The 23086-nt window shown below is 63.1% G+C and carries 13 protein-coding genes and 1 pseudogene; 8 read left to right on the forward strand and 6 right to left on the reverse strand.

Annotation, left to right across the window (positions count from 1 at the left end):
• Positions 1 to 19 precede the first annotated feature (19 nt).
• Positions 20 to 1264, forward strand: a complete 1245-nt coding sequence (locus N430_RS20490) for an OprD family porin (RefSeq protein WP_110634843.1) — start codon at positions 20 to 22, stop codon at positions 1262 to 1264.
• A gap of 311 nt (positions 1265 to 1575) precedes the next feature.
• On the opposite strand, the gene N430_RS20500 is transcribed toward N430_RS20490, so the two are convergent.
• The 4 genes and pseudogenes from N430_RS20500 to N430_RS20515 all read right to left on the reverse strand — a co-directional run bounded on the left by N430_RS20500 (position 1576) and on the right by N430_RS20515 (position 4573).
• Complete coding sequence (locus N430_RS20500; protein WP_110634849.1) at positions 1576 to 2040, reverse strand: hemerythrin domain-containing protein; 465 nt, start codon at positions 2038 to 2040, stop codon at positions 1576 to 1578.
• Between the two features lie 373 nt (positions 2041 to 2413).
• Entirely contained in the window at positions 2414 to 3193 is a 780-nt protein-coding gene (locus N430_RS20505) for an SDR family oxidoreductase (RefSeq protein WP_110634852.1), read from the reverse strand.
• Between the two features lie 202 nt (positions 3194 to 3395).
• Positions 3396 to 3641, reverse strand: a pseudogene (locus N430_RS20510) (DJ-1/PfpI family protein); the annotation flags it as partial.
• Between the two features lie 17 nt (positions 3642 to 3658).
• Positions 3659 to 4573, reverse strand: coding sequence for a LysR family transcriptional regulator (locus N430_RS20515; protein WP_110634855.1), 915 nt, complete (start codon positions 4571 to 4573; stop codon positions 3659 to 3661).
• Between the two features lie 206 nt (positions 4574 to 4779).
• On the opposite strand from N430_RS20515, the gene N430_RS20520 reads away from it, so the two are divergent.
• The 6 genes from N430_RS20520 (at position 4780) to pgm (ending at position 14660) form a co-directional block, all read left to right on the forward strand.
• Positions 4780 to 5802 (forward strand): zinc-dependent alcohol dehydrogenase family protein, encoded by a 1023-nt coding sequence (locus N430_RS20520; RefSeq protein ID WP_110634858.1) that lies wholly within the window; start codon positions 4780 to 4782, stop codon positions 5800 to 5802.
• A gap of 460 nt (positions 5803 to 6262) precedes the next feature.
• Positions 6263 to 7630 (forward strand): hypothetical protein, encoded by a 1368-nt coding sequence (locus tag N430_RS20525; RefSeq protein WP_110634861.1) that lies wholly within the window; start codon positions 6263 to 6265, stop codon positions 7628 to 7630.
• Entirely contained in the window at positions 7630 to 8943 is a 1314-nt protein-coding gene (locus N430_RS20530) for a GntR family transcriptional regulator (protein WP_110635528.1), read from the forward strand. The genes N430_RS20525 and N430_RS20530 overlap by 1 nt, the downstream gene beginning before the upstream one ends.
• An 85-nt stretch (positions 8944 to 9028) precedes the next feature.
• A complete protein-coding gene (locus N430_RS20535; protein ID WP_110634864.1) occupies positions 9029 to 10678 on the forward strand; it encodes a VRR-NUC domain-containing protein in 1650 nt (549 codons plus the stop codon).
• The gene (locus tag N430_RS20540; RefSeq protein ID WP_110634867.1) at positions 10675 to 12936 is read left to right on the forward strand and encodes an ATP-dependent DNA helicase; all 2262 of its coding nucleotides are present in this window, start codon (positions 10675 to 10677) and stop codon (positions 12934 to 12936) included. The genes N430_RS20535 and N430_RS20540 overlap by 4 nt, the downstream gene beginning before the upstream one ends.
• Positions 12937 to 13022: 86 nt before the next feature.
• Positions 13023 to 14660, forward strand: a complete 1638-nt coding sequence (pgm, locus tag N430_RS20545; RefSeq protein ID WP_110634870.1) for a phosphoglucomutase (alpha-D-glucose-1,6-bisphosphate-dependent) — start codon at positions 13023 to 13025, stop codon at positions 14658 to 14660.
• A 120-nt stretch (positions 14661 to 14780) separates the two neighbouring features.
• Here pgm and N430_RS20550 read toward each other — a convergent pair whose 3' ends face one another.
• Positions 14781 to 15479 carry a pirin family protein gene (locus N430_RS20550; protein WP_110634873.1) on the reverse strand — a complete coding sequence of 233 codons (699 nt, stop codon included), beginning with the start codon at positions 15477 to 15479 and terminating at the stop codon, positions 14781 to 14783.
• Positions 15480 to 15654: 175 nt separating this feature from the next.
• Between N430_RS20550 and N430_RS20555 the strand changes: the two genes are divergently transcribed.
• Positions 15655 to 18099, forward strand: a complete 2445-nt coding sequence (locus tag N430_RS20555) for a UvrD-helicase domain-containing protein (RefSeq protein ID WP_110634876.1) — start codon at positions 15655 to 15657, stop codon at positions 18097 to 18099.
• Here N430_RS20555 and N430_RS20560 read toward each other — a convergent pair whose 3' ends face one another.
• Positions 18100 to 22971, reverse strand: coding sequence for an NEL-type E3 ubiquitin ligase domain-containing protein (locus N430_RS20560; RefSeq protein WP_371922785.1), 4872 nt, complete (start codon positions 22969 to 22971; stop codon positions 18100 to 18102).
• Positions 22972 to 23086 lie beyond the last annotated feature (115 nt).

Consider the following 23086-nt stretch of genomic DNA (forward strand, 5'->3'; position numbering starts at 1 on the left):
CCGGCCGAATGGACCCGTCATGCACAAAAACAACAATATCCTGCCTGTCGCCTCACTGCTGTGCTTCACCCTTCCGGCCCACGCCGGTGGTTTCCTGAAAGACAGCCAAGCCTCCCTGAAAGCCCAGAACTTCTACCTCAACCGCGACTTCCGCGAAGACGCCGGCATCTCCAAGCGCGAAGAATGGGCCCAGGGCTTCATCCTCGATTTCCGCTCCGGCTACACCCCCGGCACCCTCGGCTTTGGCGTCGACGCCATCGGCATGCTTGGCCTCAAGCTCGATTCGTCCCCGGGGCGCAGTGGCACTGGCCTGCTGCCGGTAGGCGACGACGGTCGCGCCCCGGACCAGTACAGCAAGTTCGGCGTGACCGCCAAGGTGCGCCTGTCGAAGACTGAGCTGAAGATCGGCACCCAGTTGCTCAAGTACCCGACCATCGCCTCCAGCACCGGGCGCATCCTGCCGCAGACCTTCCAGGGCGGTGTGCTCACCTCCAAAGAGCTGGATAGCCTGACCTTCACCTACGCGCAGATCGACCGGACCACCAAGCGTGACTATTCCCACACAGAGGCCATGAGCCTGGTCAACAAGAACCGGCGTTTCAGCGGCACGCCCGAGGCTGACGACTTTCGCATGGGCGGCGTGGACTACGTGGTCAACCCCAACCTGAGCCTCAGCTACCAATACGGCGAGCTCGACGAGATCTACGGCCAGCACTATTTCGGCCTGCTCGGCAGCACCGCGCTGGGACCCGGCAAACTTGCACTTGATGCGCGCTATTTCATCAGCGATGACAAAGGTCAGGCCCTGGCCGGCCAGGTCGACAACCGCACGCTCAACGTGCTGCTCAGCTACAGCCAGGCCGGGCATACCTTTGGCGTCGCCTACCAGGGTCTGTCGGGCTCCACGGCCATGCCTTACCTGATCGGCACCGACGCCTATCTGACCAACTACATGATGGCCGCCGACTTCATGGAAACCGGCGAGCGCACCTGGCAGCTGCGCTACGCCTACGACTTCGTTGCCCTCGGCATCCCGGGGCTGACGTTCTCGACCCGATACAACCATGCCGATCACGCCAACCCGGCCACTTTCGCTGGGGAAGGGCGCGAGTGGGAGCGGGACACCGACCTGGGTTACACCGTCCAGTCCGGGCCGCTGAAGAACGTCAACGTGCTGTGGCGAAACGCGGCGCTGCGCTCCAATTACCAACGCGATATCGATGAGAACCGGCTGATAGTGAGCTACACATTACCGCTGTTCTGATCACTCAGGTCATGTACGAGGAGTAGCCGCCGGGTATTGGCGGTGTGGCCGGTAACGTCTTTTTACCGGCTTTTTTTTCATCCAGGACAGTGCGGCAAACATAAGCGCGACCCATTCAGCCCGGTTCCATCGCGGTGTTTTTCTTCCAGCCTCGCAGGCTCATGATGCACGGACCCACCAGCAGGATGATCAGCGCCCAGGCCTGTGCCTGCCATCCCCACACCCCCCACAGCACATTGCTGGCGATGAAACAGCAGAAGCCCAGCTTGAACGCTAATTCCAGGGGGCCTGGATGGGCGCGCTGGCACTCATCAGGCGGCGCGTTGTTCGCCCTTGAGCAGTTTCTTCTGAGCTTCCATGGCCTTGCCCATGTCTTCAAGTTCCTGCTTGCCCAGCAGTTTGCGGGCGGTGGGGAACAGCTCACTTTCTTCTTCCTCGATATGGTGCTCCAGCAGCTCTTTCATCACCTTGACCCGGCCGGCAAACTCTACGGTGCCGGTCTCGGTGTGCAGCAGGTCGGGAATGACCAGCGAGTCGACCGTGCGGTGTTCCTCCTTGGCCTCGTAATACATCTTCGCTTCTTCCTTGCCACCGGCCTGCTTGATCGCGGGGTACAGGATCTCTTCTTCCAAAGTCGTATGGATGCTCACTTCCTGTTTGATGCGTTCGAGCAGTTCGGCGCGTTTCTTTACGGCGCGCTCGGTGGTCGACGACAGTTCCTCGAGCAGTTTCTTCACCAGTTGATGGTCCTGGATCAGCAGTTCGATTGCGTTCATGGGACACCTCTTCAGGGGCTGGGGAAAATCACGGTTGCTCTGGGTGGAGTAGGCTACAAGCGCAAGGGTTGAATGCAGCCGATGGGTGTTCTGCCACCACGAAGAGTTGCTTCGTGGGGGCGACGAGATAGACCGTCTGGGGCTTTCTCGAAGCCATAGGGGGCGCGGACTACCATCATGTTCGAGGTCAGGCGTTATTGATGCCCTGATCGGCGGTATCACTTGCCCTCAGGCGCGTTCGCCGCGAAGCCAGCGCTGGTGAAAGTGAGCAAGCCGCGCAGCAACCACAGCACGTGGGCACGGACAGCGAAAACCGTGATTTCGTCACGGGAATCAGGGCTGAGGCTCGCCTTTCGGGCGAGCCTCTTTTTCGTCAAAGGATCGGTTTACCACCAGTGACAGCGTACCGTGAACCACTGATGTAACTGGCCTCATCGGAGCCCAGCAGCACATAGATTGGCGCGACCTCCACTGGCTGCCCCGGACGTCCCATGGGGTAGCTGGAGCCGAAGTTCATAACCGCCTCGTCGGGCATGGTGGCCGGGATCAAAGGCGTCCAGATGGGGCCAGGCGCAACGCTGTTGACCCTGATTCCCTTCTTCCCTAGCAGCTGAGCCAAACCCGCCGTGAAGTTGGCAATGGCACCTTTGGTCGCGGCATAGGCCAGCAGGCTTGGCGATGGATCGTCGGAGTTGACCGAGCTCGTGTTGATGATCGAGCTGCCTCGTGGCATGGAAGGTAGTGCTGACTTGCAGATCCTGAAGATAGCGGTGATGTTGGTATCGAAGGTTTTTACCCATTCGTCATCGTCGATTTCCTCCACGATGTCGCGACAGTGATTTCTCTGCGCCAGGTCGCCGGGCAGCAGGAGGCATTGTCGGCCTGCAGCTTCGACCCAGCGCGCCGTTTCCTGAGCGTCTTCATGCTCATCGAGATAAGCGATGGCAACGTCAGCACCTTCGCGGGCATAGGCGATGGCGACGGCTCGCCCGATGCCACTATCAGCACCGGTGACCAGGGCTATCTTGCCTTCCAGGCGGTTGTGGCCGGTATACGACTGCTCACCGCAGTCTGGATAGGGCTCCATCTTGCGTTGCGAACCGGGAACACTTTGCGGCTGTGAAGGGAAGGGCGGAGTAGGGAAATCGCGCATGGTAGAAGCTCCTGCAGTTGAGAACGCTCTTACCGTTTCGAAGCATCGGATTGCTGTGGGTTGGGTTCAATGTGCATTCGTTACGACGAGCGGCGTGGCACTCAAAAATGCGAATTGAATGTCGGGTTGCATCGTTTGTTCTATCGAACTGACCGCCTCGCTATGGCCCCCTGGAAAGGGGGCTGATGTGCAGAGAAAAGGGTCAGCCAGCCAGGGCCTTGATCAACTGTTCATTGAAGGCCGGAATATCGTCCGGTTTGCGGCTGGTGATCAGGTTGCCATCCACCACTACTTCTTCATCAACCCAGTTACCGCCCATGTTGCGAATATCGTCCTGCAACGTCTTGTAGCTGGTCATCCGTTTGCCCTGGGCCAGGCCGGTCGACACCAGCTTCTGAGCGCCGGGGATCAGGCGGATGGTGTCGGAATTCTGCACGCCGCTTGGTATCCACTCAATTCGCTTGCTCACAGACTATCAGGGTCGCCAAAAAACATTTGTATCCTCGACCGAAGCCACCGCTCCGCCGGATCATTGTCCTGCGCCCCGCGCCAGGCCATGTGCAGCTCGAACGTGCGCACTTCCATGGGCAAGTCTTCAGCGCGCAGCCCTCCGGCTGCCGTCAAGGCATCGGCCGTATAGTCCGGCACCGTGGCAACGATATCGGTCCCCGCCAGCAAGCTCCCCAAACCATTGAATTGCGGCACTGCCAACACCACATGGCGTTTGCGGCCGATCTCTTCCAGCGCTTCATCAATGAAACCGGAAAGGTCCCCGGCAAACGACACCAGCGCATGCGGCCGTGCGCAGAAGTCGTCGAGGGTGATGCTGCCCGGCACGCTGTCGGCACGCAGCAGCTTGGGCTTGCTGCGGCGCAGTATCTTGCGCTTGGCGTTGGCTGGCAGTTCGCTGGTGTAGCTGACGCCCACGGAAATCTCGCCCGAGGCCAGCAGGGTCGGCATCAGCAGGTAGTTGACCCGGCGCACCACCAGAACGATGCCGGGGGCTTCGGCGCGGATGCGCTTGAGCAACTGCGGCAGCAGGGCGAACTCGGCGTCGTCCGACAGGCCGATGCGGAACACCGCGTTGCTGGTCGCCGGGTCGAATTCGGCCGCACGGCTGACCGCAGTGGAGATCGAATCCAGCGCCGGCGACAGCAGAGCAAAGATTTCATGGGCGCGTGCCGACGGCTCCATGCTGCGGCCGGTACGCACGAACAGCGGGTCGTCGAACAGGTTGCGCAGGCGCGACAGGGCTGCGCTGATTGCCGGCTGGCCGAGGAACAGCTTCTCTGCGGCGCGGGTCACGCTACGCTCATGCATGAGGGTTTCGAACACGATCAGCAGGTTGAGGTCTACGCGACGCAGGTCGTTTCGATTCATCGGTGCGCTTCGCCTAAAGTGGGGCAGGGGTGAATCTTAAGGCCAAAGGCTGTTACCCTGCACCGATTTCCGGGGGCCAATGCACAGGAAAGTCAGGTGCCCAATCGATGACAGGCATGTCGACTATTAATAGCCACTGATGGTCTAACGGCTAAAGCCCGGATAAAGTCCGTGGTAATACGAGATTCACACAGGCGAGGTATGCGATGTCCCGCATGATCCGTTTCCACAAGTTCGGCGCTGCCGATGTGCTCCGTTGCGAGGAGCAGGCCGAACCGTCACCTGCCGTCGGCGAGGTGCAGATCCGCGTCGAGGCCATCGGCGTGAGCTGGTATGACGTGCTCTGGCGGCAGAACCTGGCGCCCTCTCAAGCCCGTCTGCCCGCAGGGATCGGCCACGAGATGGCCGGTGTGGTGACGGCGGTCGGCGAGGGCGTCGATGACATCGCGGTGGGCGACCGGGTCGCCAGCTTCCCGGCCACCAGCGCCAACGATCACCCGGTGTATGGCGACGTCATCGTCCTGCCGCGCACCGCCATTACCCGCTACCCGGACCTGCTGACGCCGATCGAGGCCAGCGTGCACTACACGCCGCTGCTGATCGCCTATTTCGCCTACGTCGACCTGGCCCGCGCCAAGGCCGGGCAGACGGCGCTGGTCACCGATGCCAGCCATTGCGCCGGGCCAGCCTTCGTGCAACTGGGCAAGGCGCTTGGCCTGAAGGTGTTCGCCGCCACCAAGGAAGCTGAGCAGCGTGAATACCTGCTGGGCCTGGGCGCCGACAAGGTGATCGTCACCGAAGAGCAGGACCTGCTCATGCAGGTCGGCAAGTACACCGATGGCCGCGGCGTGGACATGGTCCTCGATGGCATGGGCGGGCCGCAGATGTCGCTGCTCGGCGATGTGCTGGCGCCGCGTGGCAGCCTGGTGCTGTATGGCCTGCAGGGCGGTAACCAGACACCGTTCCCGGCCTGCGCGGCGTTCCAGAAGAACATCCAGTTCTACGTGCACTGCATCGGCAACTTCACCGGCAAGCCGGAACTGGGCATCAGCCAGGACCAGGTGGCGTTGCAACGGGCCTTGCGCGATATCAACCAGTTCACCGCTGATCAATTGCTGACGCCGCAGATCATCAAGGTGTATCCGTTTGCCGAGGTGGTCGAGGCCCATCGGTATATGGACGAGTGCCCTTGTGGTGGGCGGGTTGTGCTGGACATGGCTTCGGCCTGACAGCATGTTTGGCAACGAAAAACCGGGCGCATGCCCGGTTTTTTGCATTATGGCTGGCTATATTTCAGTGACAGGTGATATGAGCTTTGTAAGTTGATGTTGCCTGATAGCCGACAGCCTATTTTCAAATGACGTTTCGGCTCTGCGAATGGTGTGTTTGCCGATTTCTGAATGGTTTTTTCATCAGGATCTGTATCTTTTAATCCTTATTCAACGCTCGATAATGGCGCATTGACAGTTGGCGCAAGGAGCGGGCAGTGGAGAGGGGAAGGCACAGCCGTGCTTGGTTGAAGACGTTGGTAACTCCATGGATGGGATCATATTTTTCGATGGTGTGGCGACAGCGTTGTGCAACTTCAAAGTTTTCCGGGTTGTTGTAGGAAATTTCTTCAAATTAAATCCGCTGCGCTAACTCATGGGCGGCGATTTTTTGCAGTGAATGAAGTTGTGAGGTGACGCCGTGAGTATTATTCACGACCAGGCTATGCACTTTATCTATCAGCAAGTGCTTGAGCGCCTGTTGAGTCATATGTCCAAAGAGCAGCGCGCATCGCTGCAACTGTTGATACAGCGCCTGCTGGTGGCCGCTGGTGGGCCGGAATATATCGGTACGTTCAGGTTGCTGGTGGTTCAGGGCGCGGATCGTCGCAGTGCCCGGCTATTGGCGATCTTGCGTGCCGCCCAGTTGAGCATTGCCTTGCGAGCGCCGGTCACTTTCAAGTTACGGGTGCTGGTGACCTGTTTGCCGGCAACCGGCAGCGCGCTGCTGGAGCAGCATGAGCGCGCCTTCAGCGCCTTGTTCATGCACGATGATCCGCGGGTGCAACTGCAGATGGTCGAGGGCGCTGAGGTGGTGCCCTTCTGTCGCCGCGCTGGCGCCACAGTTCCGCAGTTGCCGTTGCCACGCAAAGCCTTGCTCTTGTTCGGCCACCTGCTCGATGCACGCCCGGAAGCACTGCTGGGCAGTCGCACGCACCTGGAACTGGCCAATGCCGTTCGCCGGGCACTGGCCGAGTACCCAGCTACCGACGCACTGGTAACCGCCGTGCCCGCCCGCCAGCGCCGGCGCTTTGTCGCCTGGGCCCGGCGCAGCCTGCGCCTGGCAGGTGTCGTCAGCCCTGACTCGCTGCATCAATGCGTCGATAGCCTGGCCAGATGGCTGGGCCAGTTGCATGCCATGGCCGATTCACCGGGAGCGGCGATTGCCGCATCGGATAGCACCCGCGCCCGGGCTTTGCCGCTGCGGGTCATCGCGATCGATGATTTGCTGGCCCAGTTGCTCAGTGACGGCCAACTGGACCTGGTAATGGGGTGGAGTTTCGAGGCGGGGTGTGAAGGCTCGCCGTTGGCGGCGTTTGTCGACCCTCTGGCGCTGGCGCAGTTGCATGAAACAGACGGTCACGGCCAATCGTTTTCTGCACCCGGGCAAGCCTTGCGTCTGGTCAGCCAGAACAACCCTGCCAGGCCTCCGGTGCCTCAGCCGGGGCGCTTCGCCAAGGCCTACGGGCTTGAGCAGACCCAGCTCGCCTGCATGTTGTACCGGCCATTTTGCGACCAGGGGGCGGGGCTGGAACGGTTTCTGCAAAGTTGTCACGCCGACATGCTGGTCGCGTTGCCTTACCTGCACCGGGCCCTGCAGGGCAAATCCTGCCCTGACGCAGTCAAGGACTGGATCGTCAACACCAGCGGCCTGCCGCTGGGGCAGTTACGCATGGTCTACAAAGGGCGGCTGGGGGCGGGTGTACGGCGCTTGCTCGCCAGCCTGGCGCGGCGCGACGTGCAGTTGCGATGGCTGGGCCGCCCTGCGCCGTGCAAGGCCTCATCCTGATGGGGCGTGAGTTCGCCTACCAGGTGGTGTATCGCTACCTGGTCGCCTTGATCGACGAAGCCGAGCGGGGTGGGCAGTTGCGCTTGCCCTCGCTGAGGGCCTTGTCCAGGCGCCTGCAGGTTTCATTGGCCACGGTGCAGGCGGCCTACAGCCTGCTCGAGCATGAAGGGCGGGTGCAGTCGGTGCCGAAGTCTGGCTACTTCGCCCAGGTCGGCTTGCAAGCAGGCCTGGCCGATGTGGCCCATGTGTTGCCCGCACAGCCGCTGCTGGAGCGCGCACTGTTCGCCCATGAGCGGCGCCTGGGGCGGCTGCGCACGCGGCCAGCGCAGGGGCTGGGCGGCCCACGCCTGCGTGATGCCCTGGCCGAACGCTACACCCGGTCTTCGCGTCAGTACTGGCGACCTGAGGATGTGCACCTGGGCCCGGACGTGCAGGCGTTGCTGGAAACGCTGCTGCTGGCCCTGGCGCTGCGTGGTTGCACCGTAGTGGTCGCTTCGCCGTGCTGTTGGCGGATCTTGCGGGCATTGCAACGCTGTGACATGCGGGTACTCGAACTGCCGCTGGACAGCGGCGGCGGCCCGGATATCGGCAGCCTGTCCAGGCTGCTGGGCCGTGAGCCGGTGCGCATGATGATCCTGCCTTCGTGCCTGGGTTTTCCTGTCGGGCGCCTGATGCCCCAGCGCGCCCAGCAGCAGATCGGCGACCTGCTGGCATTGCACCCGGTCTGGCTGCTGGAGAACGATCTGGACAGCGAACTGTGTTTTTACACGCCAGCGGACTCTCGGTTGCGCGACTGGGTAGACCCGCGCTGGCTGCTGATACTGGGTTCGCTGGAGGCGGCAATGGGGGCCGAGGCACCTTATGCCTACCTGCTGGGGGGCCATCCTGCGTTGGCAGATGCGTTCAACCAGCGTGCCTTCCAGCTTGCCCCGATGCGCCAGCAGGCGCTGGCGCAGATGATCAGCTCAGGCGAAATGGACGAGCACCTGGGTCGGATGCGGGTGGCACTGCCGGGGCGCATGGCGCAACTTTGCCAGCACCTGAGTGCAGTATTGGGAGGGCAGCTGGTCTTCGACATGCCTGAGGGTGGGTGCGCCTTGTGGGTGCGCCTGCCACCGGAAAGTGTGGGCGCTCAAGCCGTGGCGGCGACCGCAGGCTCGGCATTGCAGGTGCTGGCGGGTGAGCAGTTCAGCGTACACGGGCGTTATCGGCAGTTTCTGGCGCTGACCTGGTTGGGTGAGGAGCCTGGAGCGCTGATCGAAGCGCTCGAAGGCCTGGCACGGGGCTTGGCGTTTGACGCCATTCGTCGCTAGGCCGGCGCAACGGTTCAGAGTGCTTGCCTGTGTGTGCGGTCTGTATGTATAAACAGTGCTCACTCTTGCTGCCCGACCCCGTCTTGTGATCGCTCACTCTGTCGATGACCCGCTGTATTACCTGCATAACTTCCGTCAGGTGCTGCTGTGGGTCGAGTCTCGTTACGCCGACCTGCTCGACGAGCAGGAGCTGGCCTTTCTCCATGCCTTTGCCGAACTGGCGCAGCCGGCCCAGGCGCTGCTGGTGCGCATGGTGATGCGCAAGGGCGAGCTGTTTCGCAGTGACCGCCTGGACTACGCCGAAATTGGTGACAGTATGGCTGCCCTGCAACCGCTGTTGGCATTGGGGTGGGTGCGCGAGCCCGAGGCCCTGAGCCTTGAGCAGTTGTTCGCGCTGTTGCGCAAGGATGAACTCGCCGTTGGTTTCGCTGGGCAGTTGAGCCGCCCGCGGGCGGCCAAGGGCGACCTGTTTGAACAATTGCGGCACCTGTCGCTGGCCCCCAGGCCTTTGCGCGAGTGGTTCGCCCAGGCCCCGGTGGGTATCGTGCAATGGTGCCTGCAGCCGCTGTGCGATCGCATGCGCCTGTTGTTTTTCGGCAACCTGTACCAGGACTGGTCGGACTTCGTGCTGGCCGACCTGGGCCTGCTGCGCTTCGAGCAGGTAGCGTTCAGCCCCGACTCCCGTGCCCTGCAGCAGCGCAGCGAGGTCGACCAGGCGATGGCGTTGCATCAGTGTGCCGAGCGTCTGGAGCTGGGTGAAGATCCCGAAGCGATCCTGGCGACACTGGCCGGCCTGGACATCGACAGCCCATGGCTGTCGCGGCGCCATGGGCGGCTGCTGTTCGCCGTGGGCCAGCAGTGCGAACGTCTGGGAGACTGGGACCAGGCCCTGGAGGTGTATGCCCGTAGCAGCCATGCGCAAGCGCGTATCCGACAGGTTCGCGTGTTCGAACGCAGCGAGCGTTGGCAGCAGGCCCACGCATTCGCCCAGGAGCTGGCGGCCGCACCTGCCAACGCCCTTGAAGTGCAAGCCCTGGAGCGCATGTTGCCACGCCTGGCACGCAAACTCGGCGGGCCCGCACAGCGCCGCCGGCGTGCAGCACCCCTTGAGGTGATCGAACTGGAGCTGCCGCGCGAGCAGGCAGCGCTGGGTGTCGAGGAAGCCGTGCGTCAATACCTGGAGCAGGCGGGAGGGCAGGCGCATTACGTGGAAAACACGCTGCTCAACAGCCTGTTCGGCCTGTTGTGCTGGGAGGCGATCTTCGCTCCGGTTCCGGGGGCCTTCTTCAACCCGTTCCAGGCGGCGCCCCAGGACTTGCATGACAGCGACTTCCTGCAACGGCGTGCGGCACAGTTCGCGGCCTGCCTGGGCCGCCTGGACGATGGCTGCCACCGCCAGGCCATTCTCGACTGCTACGCGGCCAAGCAAGGCTTGCAATCGCCGTTCGTGTTCTGGCCCATGCTCAGCGACACGTTGCTCGATCAGGCGCTGGCGTGCCTGCCCGCCGCGCACTTGAAGCAGTGCTTCCTGCGCCTGTTGCAGGATATCCGCAACAACCGCGCCGGCATGCCAGACCTGATCCAGTTCTGGCCGGAGCAGCAGCGTTATCGGATGGTCGAGGTCAAGGGCCCGGGAGACCGCCTGCAGGACAACCAGCTGCGCTGGCTGGAGTTCTGCGCCGAGCATGGCTTGCCGGTGGCGGTCTGCCATGTGCGCTGGAGCGAGGCACCGTGAGCTATCGCGTGGCGGTGCGGGCGTTGTGCGAGTTCAGCGCCAAGGCCGGTGACCTGGACCTGCGCTTTACCCCGTCCCCCACGGCCCAGGAAGGTATCGAAGGGCATCGCCGGGTAGTCGCCCGGCGTGCCGCGGGCTATGAGGCGGAAATTGCCCTTGAGGGCGAGTACCAGGGCCTGCTGGTGCGCGGGCGCGCCGATGGCTACGACCCGGCCGCCAATCGCCTGGAAGAGATCAAGACCTATCGCGGCGACCTGGCCCGCCAGCCGGCCAATCATCGCCAGTTGCACTGGGCCCAGGCCAAGGTCTATGCCTGGCTGCTGTGCCGGGCGCGGCAGCTGGTGGCCATCGAGGTGGCGTTGGTCTACCTGGATGTCGACAACGACAGCCAGACGCTGATCAGCGAGCACTATGGCGCCGAAGCGTTGCAGGGCTTCTTCGAAACCCAGTGCCAGCGGTTTCTCGCCTGGGCCCAGGCCCAGCAACAGCGCCTTGCCGAGCGTGATCGGGGCTTGCAGAGCCTGAGTTTTCCGTACCCGGAGTTTCGCCAGGGCCAGCGGCAACTGGCCGAAACCTTGTACAAGGCGGTCAGTACCGGGCGCTGCCTGATGGCCCAGGCCAGCACCGGCATCGGCAAGACCCTGGGCACCTTGTTCCCGCTGCTCAAGGCCATGGTCCCGCAGCAACTGGACAAGGTGTTCTTCCTCACGGCCAAGACCCCCGGCCGGGCGCTGGCGCTGGACGCGCTAGGCCAGATCAGCGCAGGCACGCCACAGCCGGCGTTGCGCACCCTTGAGCTGATCGCCCGGGACAAGGCCTGTGAATACCCGGACAAAGCCTGCCATGGTGAGTCCTGCCCGTTGGCCCAAGGTTTTTACGACCGCTTGCCCGCCGCACGCGAGGCGGCGGCCCTGCGGCCCATGCTCGACCGCGCCGGCTTGCGCGAGGTGGCCTTGGCGCACCAGCTGTGCCCGTACTACCTCGGCCAGGAAATGGCCCGCTGGGTGGACGTGCTGGTGGCTGACTACAACTACTATTTTGACGCCCACGCCTTGCTGTTCAACCTGACTCAGCTCAACCAGTGGCGGGTCGCGGTGCTGGTGGACGAGGCGCACAACCTGGTGGAGCGCGGCCGCGGCATGTACAGCGCCAGCCTCGACCAGGGCCAGTTGCTTGCTTTGCGCCAGAGCAAGCCGCAAGGGCTTGGCAGTGCCCTGGACCGGCTGAACCGGCAGTGGAACGCGCTGTACAAGGAACAGCGCGCGCCTTACCAGGCCTGCGACCAGTTGCCGGAGGCCTTCCTGCGTGCCCTTCAGCAATGCATCGGGTTGATCCAGGAGCGCATGAATGAAAAGCCTGCCGAGGTCGATGCCCAGGTGCTGCAGTTCTTCTACCAGGCGCTGCAGTTCAGCCGGGTGGCGGAACTGTTCGACGAGCATTTCCTGTTCGACGTCAGCCTGCGCGAGGGCCCGCGCAGGCGGCGCCTGGCCAGCCTGTGCCTGCGCAACGTCACCCCGGCCCGGCTACTAGCCCCGCGCATGCAGGCAGCGCGCAGCGTGACGCTGTTTTCCGCCACCTTGAGCCCGAGGCCTTTTTACACCGACCTGCTTGGCATGCCGCCCGATACCGCCTGGCTGGAGGTGGCGGCACCGTTCAAGGCCGAGCAGCTCGAGGTGCGCATCGCCAGCCAGGTATCGACCCGCTATCGTGAGCGCCAGGCTTCACTGGCGCCGATCACCGAGCTGATTGCCGAGCAGTATCAGCGCCAGCCAGGCAACTACCTGGCGTTCTTCAGCAGTTTCGAATACCAGCAGCAGGTGGCCGGCCTGCTCGCTGAACGTTATCCGGGCATCCCGCTCTGGGCCCAGGCGCCGGGCATGGACGAAGGTGCACGCCAGGCTTTTCTCGATCGCTTCGTGGCGGACGGGCAGGGGGTCGGTTTTGCCGTGCTCGGCGGGACGTTCGGCGAGGGCGTCGACTTGCCGGGTACACGCCTGATCGGGGCCTTTGTCGCCACCCTCGGCCTGCCTCAGGTCAACCCGGTCAACGAGCAGTTCAAGCAGCGTCTGGGCCGGCAGTTTGGCGCCGGTTTCGACTACGCCTACCTGTACCCGGGTGTGCGCAAGGTCATCCAGGCCGCCGGGCGGGTCATTCGCGGCGACCATGACCGCGGTGTGCTGGTGCTGATCGACGAACGCTTCGCCGAACACCGGGTGCAGCAGATGTTCCCCACATGGTGGCAGGTGGCCGGTAAATAATCCTGGGTGGCCCCATCGCACGGCATTGCAACTCCCAGTACACTGCGTGTTCCAACACCAACATCCGTTGAACTCGAGGTTTTTGCATGACGCTCAGTCCTTTGGCAGGCAAGCCGGCTCCGGCCAGCGTGCTGGTCGATATCCCCCGCCTGCTCACCGCTTACTACACCGGCCGCCCCGACGCCGCCGTGGCGGCCCAGCGCGTGGCCTTCGGCACCTCGGGGCACCGGGGCAGCTCGTTCGACCTGAGCTTCAACGAGCACCATGTGCTGGCGATCACCCAGGCCATCTGCCTGTACCGCCAGGAAAAAGCCATCGACGGCCCGTTGTTCATCGGCGCCGACACCCACGCGCTGTCCGCACCGGCTGCAGCCAGTGCGCTGGAAGTGCTGGCCGCCAATGGCGTGCAAGTGATGCTGTCCAAGGACGACGAATACACCCCGACGCCGGCGGTGTCCCATGCCATCCTCTGCTACAACCGTGGCCGCACTCAGGGCCTGGCCGATGGCATCGTCATCACCCCGTCGCACAACCCGCCACAGAGTGGTGGCTTCAAGTACAACCCGCCCAACGGCGGCCCGGCCGACAGCGATGTGACCAAGTGGATCGAGGCCAAGGCCAACGAATTGCTGGCTGCGGGCCTGTCGGGGGTCAAGCGCATGGAGCACGCCCAGGCGCTGCAAGCTGCCACCACCCAGCGCCATGACTACGTGGCCAATTACGTGGCCGACCTGGAAAACGTCATCGACTTCGACGTCATTCGTGGCGCCAACCTGCGCCTGGGCGTCGATCCGCTGGGCGGGGCAGGGGTGCGCTACTGGTCGGCGATCGCCGAGCGCTACCAGCTGAATCTGGAAGTGGTGAACACCGAGGTCGACCCGACCTTCCGCTTCATGTGCGTGGACTGGGACGGGCAGATCCGCATGGACCCATCTTCGCCTTATGCCATGCAAGGCCTGATTGGCCTGCGCGACCGCTTCGACGTGGCCTTCGCCTGTGACCCGGACCATGACCGCCACGGCATCGTCACCGCCGATGGCCTGCTGCAGCCAAACAACTACCTGGCCGTGGCCATCGACTACCTGTACCGCAACCGTCCGCAGTGGCGTAGCGATGCCGCGGTGGGCAAGACCGTGGTGTCCAGCGGCCTGATCGACCGTGTCACCGAGCGCCTGGGCCGTGAGCTGTACGAAGTGCCGGTGGGCTTCAAGTTCTTCGCCCAAGGCCTGTTCGACGGCTCGCTCGGCTTTGGCGGTGAGGAGAGTGCCGGTGCCTCGTTCCTGCGCAAGGACGGCACGGTCTGGGCCACCGACAAGGATGGCTTGATCCCGGCGCTGCTGGCGGCCGAGATGACTGCCCGCACCGGGCGCAACCCGAGCCAGGCCTACAACGACCTGACGGCTGCGCTGGGCAAACCGTTCGCCACCCGCGTCGAGGCCAAGGCCGATGCGCGGCAAAAGGCGGCGCTGAGCAAGTTGGCACCGGAGCAGGTGAAGTCCACCGAACTGGCGGGTGAGCCTATCGTGCAGATCCTCAGCCAGGCACCAGGCAATGGTCAGGCGATTGGTGGCTTGAAAGTGATGACCGCCAATGGCTGGTTTGCCGCGCGGCCTTCGGGTACAGAAGACATCTACAAGATCTACGCCGAGAGCTTTGTCGACGAGGCGCACCTCAAGCGCCTGGTGGAAGAGGCGCAGGTGCTGGTGGATGCGGCGATTGCCTGAATGATCCCTGGGGCCGCTTTGCGGCCCTTTCGCGACACAAGGCCGCTCCTACAGGAGATCGCATATCCCCTGTAGGAGCGGCCTTGTGTCGCGAATGGGCTGCAGAGCAGCCCCTTTCACTCAAGCAACATCGACCAGGACGATTTCGCTGTCCTCGATCGCGGTCACCCGCAGCACTTCTTCTTCCTCGATGGCCACGCCATCCCGGCCCTTGGCACGCAGTCCATTGACTTCCACCAGTCCCTTGGCCGGCACCAGGTAACCCCGGCGCCCGGCATCGAAGCGGTATTCGGCGGTTTCGCCAGCCCGCAGTGTCGCGGCCACCAGCCGTGCATCGGTACGGATCTGCAGGCTGTCCTCATCGCCGGCACGGCCACTGGCCAGGGTCACGAAGCCTTCGCCACGTTCACCTTTGGGGAATGGGCGGACACCCCAGGACGGTGCATCGCCGACGTTCTCCGGCACGATCCAGATCTGGAAGATACGGGTATCGACCTCTTCCAGGTTGTACTCGCTGTGCACGATGCCGCTACCGGCACTCATCACCTGCACGTCGCCAGCCTCGGTGCGGCCTTTGTTGCCCAGGCTGTCCTGGTGGGTAATGGCACCTTCACGCACATAGGTGATGATTTCCATGTCGCGGTGCGGGTGTGGCGGGAAACCGCTGCCTGCGGCAATCAGGTCGTCGTTCCACACCCGCAGGTTGCCCCAGTGCATGCGCGCCGGGTCGTAGTATTCGGCGAACGAGAAGTGGTGATGAGCGTCGAGCCAGCCGTGGTTGGCGTGGCCGAGGCCTTCGAAGGGTCGCAGTTGCAGCATGGTCGTGCTCCTTGAATCAGTGGAATGAGGCCATGATGCGTCAAAAATAGATCGAAAATAAGCGTAAATATCGGCTGATTATTATCTGTTCTATAGATTAATCGTGGCGATGTGGATTGTGCGATTCATCGCCTAATGCACTGATCTGCAAGCATTCGCTGGCGATTTTCGGCAGATGCGGCGAACATGGCTCGCTGATCTGATTTTCAACGGAGTGACCGTGGCCCACGAGCAACCCCAGGCCCCCGCCGAACTGACCCCACCCGCCCAATTACCCTGGTTGCGCCGCCTGGCTGCCCGCCTGCTGGGCCGTGGATTGAGCCGCCTGCAGGCACAACACCGCGACTCTTGGAGTCTTGGTTACGAGGCTGGGCGCCAGGTGCTGGTCATCCGCGACGCGCGCCCTGACACCGCCGCCGTGCCCAGGCAGGACGACAACCTGTTCGACGATTGGCGCCTGCCGTTGAGTGCCGAACTGAAAAAACGCTTCAAGGCCGACGTGGCCCAGCGCCTGCCTGCCGAGGCCCAGCCCAGCGCGGCGCAGTGGAAGCTGATCTTCAGCGATACGCCGTCCACCTGCGTGGTGGCCGGCGCCGGGGCGGGCAAGTCGACCTCGCTGGTGCTGCGCATCCTGCTGCTGCGTCACTACCTGGGCTACGAGCTGGACGCGATGACCGTGGTCACCTTCACCCGCGAGTCGCGCAAGGACTTCATCAAGCGCCTGGTGCAGGTGTTCAGCCTGTGGCAGCTCGACCTGCAACCGGCCAAGGCCCGCGAGCTGGTGCGTACCTTCCATTCACGGATCCTGCCGCTGGTGCGCAGCCTGCCGGGCTTCGGCCAGGTGCGGGCGTTCGAGACCCTGGGCAACGAAATGCCGGCTGGCCGCGAGGCAGAGGCCGACAGCAACCCGTTCGACCTGCGGCTTAACGATGCCCAGCGCCAACAGCTCAACCAGTGCTACAGCCAGTTGCTCGGTGAAAGCCCGCGCTTCGCCGAAATCGTCGCCACCTTGCGCCGCGAGGCCCTGCAACTCAAACCGCTGGACCCGGACCACCCGGATGTGCAGAAGCGCGTGCAGGTCACTCAGCTGGCTGCCCAGCGTGACGAAGAACTGTGCGATGTGATCGAAGACCTGTGGTTCGCCGCCGGCGCCTGGCCGATCAAGGGTATCGAGCCGTGCCGCGAAACGGTCGAGATCCGTGGCAGCCGCTTCCATGTGCATGGGCGCCTGGAAGGCCTCGATGCCTGGGTGGTGCTGGGCTTCGACCCGGCGGAAAGTGCCCAGTACCAACGCCCCGGCGCCAAGCTGGCGGTGCGTGCCGAGTGGGCGGTCAAGCGCACCTTGTTGCAGGCGTTCTGCGACAAGCCGCTGATCTGGCTCGACAACTACGCCATGGCCCGGCGCCTGGCGGCATCGCTGGCCGGCGATGCCGTGGCCGGGCCCGGTTTCGAGTACAAGGTCAAAGGTGAGCTGGCCCCGGCGCCGCTGCTCGACGCCTTCGTCGGTGCCGCCAACTTCATCGAGAACCTTGGCCTTGAGGTGAACCCGGCCGTGGCGGCCATGAGCTTCCCGTCCGGCGACTCCGACGCACTGTTCTTCGAGGCCTTGGCCCTGTACTGGAAAGCCCTGGAAGCGCACCTGCTCGACCAGTCGCCACCGGTGATGAGCTACAACCGCATGTTCGCCCTGTTCGGCGAGAACAACCCGGAGAACCTGCGACTGCTGCCCGACCCGCTGCTGCGGCCACTGGCGCACCTGATGATCGATGAATTCCAGGACGTCTCGCCGCAGATCGTCAGCTGGCTGCGCGCCTGCCTTGCGGAAGTCCGCCGACGTGGCCCGGCCATGCACACCGGGCGCCATGCCCAGCATGCCTCGCTGATGTGCGTAGGCGATGACTGGCAGTCGATCTACGGCTGGCGTGGCAGTTCGCCGAAGTACTTCATGGAGTTCACCAAGGCCTTCCCGTCGCCGGCCAATACCCGGGTGATGCTGGTGGACAACTACCGCTGCCAGCAGCAGGTGATCGATGCCGCCGAGCACCTGGTCAAAGGCACTCCGGCCATTGCCGGCAAGAAGGCCCGCGCCAGTGGGCCGGCCGCCGAGCTGCCGGCTGCCCCGGTGCGGGTCTTCGACCGTGATGAGGCGGCGCTGGGTGAGACGCTGATCGAGCATTACCAGCGCGGCGAGTCGGTGATGATGCTGTACCGCAAGGGCAGCGACAAAGCCCTGATGAACGAGCACCTGCAAAGTGTCTTGCACGCCGAAGCCCTGTTGCCGGCTGAGCAACGGCGCCTGCGCCAACTGACCTACCACAGTGCCAAAGGCTTGCAGGCCGATGCGGTGTTCATGCTCGGCGATTGCCAGTACCTGACCAGCTCGCCGTACAAGAACCAGGTGTACCGCCAGGCTGGCCTGGGCAAGGCCGGCGATGCCCAGCCGTTCGACACGGCGCAGAAGGAGGAGGTACAGCGCCTGGCCTATGTGGCGGTGACCCGTGCGGTCAGGCACTGCTATTGGCATGTGGAGGCGGCCAACGGCGAGGCAGTGGGTGCACCGCGGGCGTCGAGCCAAGTGGATGGGCGGCAGGCCTTCTTTGAAGACCTGCGCGGTCAATGATTACTCGTTCAAGGTTTCTGCCTGGCGGGTAAGGCTCAGTAGCAGCTCGGTCTCAACCTCTTGCTGTTCGTGCGTCAAGGCGCCCATGGCCTTGTCAAAAGCGCCTTGATCGAGTGGCACTCGGCGTAGCAGGCCGTTTTCGTCCAGCGGCGACTCTGGCATGGCTGCGCTCAGCGTGCGCGTGATGGCGTTTTTCAGCTGGGTGACGGGCTCATAGTCCGCGTCCCAGCAATAGAACAGGTAGTCGATACCTGGGCGCCAGAAGTCGGTAACATCTTCGAACTGGCTGGCATGTTTGGCTTTCAGGAAGTCAACCCAGACGGGTTGACTGGCCATCCACTGCTGCCGGGCCGCGGTGTCGGCATCCAATGCGAGCACGGCAGAACCGACGTTGTCGACGATCTGCTGGTTGATTCTCGCGACATTACGATAGAGCATGCCCCTGCTGGGTTCGGGGAAGTCAAGGCGCTGCGCCAGGGACTGACGCAAGGCCAGGCGGACTTCAATGTCGTCGACCAGGCCCGTTTCCAGGTCCACATCAGGGAAGGCAGCGGGGTAGTCCAGCGCATCGTAGGCCGGCAGCTCATCGTCCATGACGTCGTTCTGCAGCGCCTGCTTGCGCAGAGTGCGCTTGATACTGATGCGATCAGCCAGTTCGTTGACCTTTTCCCGGCGATACAACTGGCGGTACAGGTCTAAAAGCGGCTTGACGCTGCCCTGTTGGTGGCCAGCTGCCTGGTTGACCAGCAATTCGACTTCCAACGCGCTGAAGGCTTCCGCGCCAGCATCACCACAGGTGGCTGGGAAGAGTTGCGCCACCTCCGTCAGGCGCTCTCGCAGCGCAGTGTCTGCACCGGCCTTCTCCAGCAGTGACCATACTCGCGTGCGCAGGCCCTGCGGGTCGCTTTGTGCTTCCTTCGAGTTGGTCAGGCGTTCGAACACGGCTTGCAGGTCACCGTTTTCGTTCTGGTCGAACAGGTCGGCCCAGAGCTGGTCCTGCCGGCTGCTCGCCGAGTCCCGCCAGAACCCCTGCCACTCTGGCCTGTCGGGCGTCTGCTCGAAGGTGTTCACGCCGCTCGCGCGCAGGCGCCTTAACGATTCGGCTTCGAGATTGTTGTAGTTGAACAACCAGCTGCGTCCAGGTTGCCGGGCGGCGACATCGCGGGCAAACGGGCTGCGCAGTATGTTGGCCAGATCCTGGATATGGTGGATGCGGTTGGACGACAAGTTCAGGTAACGCAACTGATACTGTGGTTGGTTCATCAAGGTAGTGAGGCCGTTGGGCCATGCCTGTAGCTCGCAGTTGCTCAATTCCAGATACTGGAGCCGACCCATGAAACTGACATCAGGGGCGTGCTCCAGTGGGTTGAAGTCAAGGTCCAGCCGTTGTGGATGGACCAGATCCTGGAAGCGTGCCGCGAGGTTCTGATCGAGTGTGATGCGGTTGCTCCCCAGCCTGAGGACATCCAGAGGCTGCTTGCACAGGAACGCCAGTGTGCTTTCGTCGAGTGTCAGCTGGTTGCGGCGCAGGTTCAACTGGCGCAGGTCCGGCATCGCGGCCAGCACCCGCTGCGCAGTGGGCGAAAGGGACGCCAAGCCGTTGCTGGTCAGGTCCAGCGTACGCAACCTGGGCGTTGATTCAAGTGCCTGGAACAGCTCTTCAGCATCGATCTCTCGGTTGCCGGTCACTTCCAGCACCTGCAGGTTGGGGAAGCACGACAGGAACTGAGCATTCAGGTGCTTCAACCACAGCTCGGTCAGTTTCAGTTCACGGATGTGAGGCAGGCGGGCGTTGATCGGGGGTAACTGGCTCAAGCGCATGCGCTCGAGCACGAGCGTCTGCTGGTTGCGGCCCATCCAGGCCTGTTTGAGCTGCTCGGCACATTGCTGTCGTTCCATAAGATCGTGCAGGCCTTCGGCGCTCCCGACCCATTGCTCCAAGTCATGCGCGAGATCGCGCGATTCTCTCTGCAATTGTTTGATCGCGGCGCTGAGGTCGCCGGTCCTGGCCAGTTCGGCCTGCAAGGCTGCGATCTGGGGACTGTCCAAGGCTGGGAAGAGTAACTTCAGCCGCTTCGCAGCAGCGCTGGCACTGAGGGTGGCTGCGCCACGACCGCTGAGTGGGTAACCGAGGCGGCCATGGGCCAGGCGCATCGGTGAGCGCCAACCCGGCTTGATCGGTTGCTGGCCAAGCCGTGTGGCGCAGCCTGGGCGGTCGGCAAGCGCGATATCCAGCAGTTGGGCTGCGCTCGCTTGCGGGTGGTCAGTTCGCAGGGCCTGGCCCAGCAGTTGGCTGTCAGCATTGGCCAAGCTGGGCCGGTAGAGGCCCAGCAAGGCATGGTTGAGGCGGGCGCGCGCTTGCAGGTAGCGTGCTTCCTCGGCCACGCGCAAGGGGACGCGGCCGCCCGCCATGCGTTGGCGTTCGCTACTGCCGGCATGGGCGACCAGTTCTTCCAGTGCGTGGTCGGGCAAGCCGGGAAACTGGCGGCGCAGGGTCTGTGCTTCCACCCCGGGTGGTGTTTGTTGGCTCTTGAGCATGCTGTCGAAGATGTCGCTGCGGCGTTCAGTCAAACGGCTCGCCAATTGCTCGTCCAGCGCGCGCGCACGCTGTTGCGCAGCAGTGCCTGGCAGCAACTGTTGCAGGGCTTGCTCATCCATCTGTTCCACGACGACGTTGCTCAGGTTACCGGCGTCCAGCTCTTCCCGGCCGATCTCGATCGATAACGTATCGGCGGCCTCATCTGCACCAAAGTAAACTGCATCCCCCCATTTTTCAGGCCCCGTGAACACCTTCAAGCGGTACCGCGCAGGCCAGCCCGGCATGCTGGTCAGTTGCGGTAGCGCGAAGTTCTTGTAGGCTGCCAGTGGCAGGCCATGGCGCACTCGGGTGATGATGTTCTGGGTGTCGTTGTCCAGGCGCAGGCGCAGCAAAGTGTCGGCCAGCAACGCTGGCGGGCGTGAGCCGTTGAACTGGCTGTGGCGCAGGCTGTCTGCATCGTCGCCAGCAATGCGCAGGGCAGTGAGTTGTTCCGAGGGGGCAAGGCCCTCGCTGAACTGGCCAAGCCCTTCCAGCAGTTTGCTGTCGCTCCAAGCGAGCGGGTCGTCATGATCCAGCTGCCAGCGTTTTTCACCCAGGTAGCGCAATGTCGGGCTATAGGCATCGGGGTTTTCAGGGTGGCGGACACGCCATTTGCCGTCCGTGCCTTCGAACACTTCGTACAGCTGCTCTTCAAGCCGCAGGTGGTGTTTGTCACCGCTGACGTAGAGCCCCTGCGTGTTGGGCTGTGCGTCTGCGGGCAGCGCTTGCTTGCTGGCATAGGGGCGCATATCGGGCTGCCAGAGGCTTTGGCGGTTACCTTTCCAGACGCTTTCCAGCGCATCGACAAACCCCGATGCCTTGACCAGTCTTGTACCGACTGCAAAGCCCCCGATCGTGGCGGCATTGATGGCCAGTGATTCCAGCTGCAGCAACGCTTCATGGGTATCGCCATCCTCCCAGGCTTCGAAGCCGGTGAACACCGAATCCATGATGTCGTAGGCGAAGACACCGAGCATGACGGCATCCAGCCCTGGCACCAGGAAAGCAGCCACATTAAGCACGCTCATGCCGGCGTCAAGCCACCGCGCAAGCCGTTCCTTGCGTGCCTTGGCATCGACATCGGCAGTGGGAACCGCAATCGTTCGGGCGTCGGCCTTCAGGCGCCGTGCGTGGTTGCGGTACAGCGCTGGCCAGATGGGCAGTGTCTGCTTGACGGTGTCGAAGTCCAGCTTGGGATTCATAGCGGGCTTGCGCCCGGAGGTGGTTCGTTCGTACAGGGCGTTTTCCAGCTTGGCGGTGAGTGCTGCTTGCTTGTCCTGGTCGGCAAATCCGATCAGATGGCGGCGAAACGTGGTTTGCAGCAAGCGGTGACGCAAATGCGTGCCGGCCTTCTGTAACGAGGGGAACTCCCTGACAGGATGCTCGCTGTCCTGGGGAATATAGAGAATGCAGGGGTTGGACTGATCCGCGCGATCGGTGCCAAACACCAGGACGTTATTCAAGGGGATGCCGAACAGGCCAAAACGCCAGCAATGAAGGGTGTGTTCGCCATAGCGCGGCGCAGGGTGGTTATCGCATAGCTGGGTCAGGGCATCGCACCCCTTGCGAGTCAAAAGGTATTTGAGGTGAGCGGTCATTGCCTCGGTTTTCAGCGCCTGACGGGTTGCATCAATCCACAGCTGTTCGATTTCTGCTTTGCGGGGGCCCTCGTATATGGCTTTCAGGTGGTCCTGATAGTGCTGGCCAAGGTCCAGCGTTCGACACTGCTCGACGAACGCCTTGGGTTCGAGGTCAAAGAGTATCGCGTCGCTGTCGCGGCCTTGGGTGAGGCTGTCATGGAGGCCGGCTTCGTCGGGCCCTTTAAAGTTGTGCAGGGCGGCTTCAAGCAAGGAGCGCCGCTGTGCCGGCCCATCGAGCTGGGTGATGGGAGGCTGGGGTTCTCCCAGGGAAATCTCCAGGCCAGGCGAGTTTACTTGCGGTTCCAATACCGTGTATGGCTGGTGGACGTATTGAGCCTGGTCCACCTCGACATCCAGGCCCAATTGCAGGCTCAGCAACGGTTTGCAGAATTCATGAATCTGCTTGAAGCCCTTGAGCGCGCCGCGCAATGCCTTGAATTGCTTATCGCGGTCGACAATGAGTTGCCGCACAAGCACCTGGTCATCTTGACTGGCAGCAGCGTACCAGCTGTATGGCGCGCCATTTTCATCCAGGTAGTCCTTGCGCACGGCCTGCACGATACGGCGGGTATGCTCAGGATGCATCGTGCGCGCCCAGAGGGGCAGGCTGCGGTCAATCTGGGCTTGATGGAAGGGCGTGGGTGAGGTGGTCATGGTTGAGGGTGCTCCTGTTGAAAGAAGCGCTATTTGGCAGCCTGCGCGGCAGCAGAGGGTGGTAGTCAGTTGCGTGCACGGGTCGGTCCTGTGTATGCAGGGGTCGGGAAGAGGC

Source organism: Pseudomonas sp. CC120222-01a, assembly GCF_003097235.1.
Lineage (GTDB): Bacteria > Pseudomonadota > Gammaproteobacteria > Pseudomonadales > Pseudomonadaceae > Aquipseudomonas.

Excerpts from the sequence above, each read along its gene's own strand:
- N430_RS20520 (WP_110634858.1), top strand. The coding sequence starts at position 4,780 with ATGTCCCGCATGATCCGTTTCCACAAGTTCGGCGCTGCCGATGTGCTC.
- N430_RS20490 (WP_110634843.1), top strand. The coding sequence starts at position 20 with ATGCACAAAAACAACAATATCCTGCCTGTCGCCTCACTGCTGTGCTTC.
- N430_RS20505 (WP_110634852.1), bottom strand. The coding sequence starts at position 3,193 with ATGCGCGATTTCCCTACTCCGCCCTTCCCTTCACAGCCGCAAAGTGTT.
- pgm (WP_110634870.1), top strand. The coding sequence starts at position 13,023 with ATGACGCTCAGTCCTTTGGCAGGCAAGCCGGCTCCGGCCAGCGTGCTG.
- N430_RS20500 (WP_110634849.1), bottom strand. The coding sequence starts at position 2,040 with ATGAACGCAATCGAACTGCTGATCCAGGACCATCAACTGGTGAAGAAA.
- N430_RS20560 (WP_371922785.1), bottom strand. The coding sequence starts at position 22,971 with ATGACCACCTCACCCACGCCCTTCCATCAAGCCCAGATTGACCGCAGC.
- N430_RS20515 (WP_110634855.1), bottom strand. The coding sequence starts at position 4,573 with ATGAATCGAAACGACCTGCGTCGCGTAGACCTCAACCTGCTGATCGTG.
- N430_RS20555 (WP_110634876.1), top strand. The coding sequence starts at position 15,655 with ATGCGGCGAACATGGCTCGCTGATCTGATTTTCAACGGAGTGACCGTG.
- N430_RS20530 (WP_110635528.1), top strand. The coding sequence starts at position 7,630 with ATGGGGCGTGAGTTCGCCTACCAGGTGGTGTATCGCTACCTGGTCGCC.
- N430_RS20550 (WP_110634873.1), bottom strand. The coding sequence starts at position 15,479 with ATGCTGCAACTGCGACCCTTCGAAGGCCTCGGCCACGCCAACCACGGC.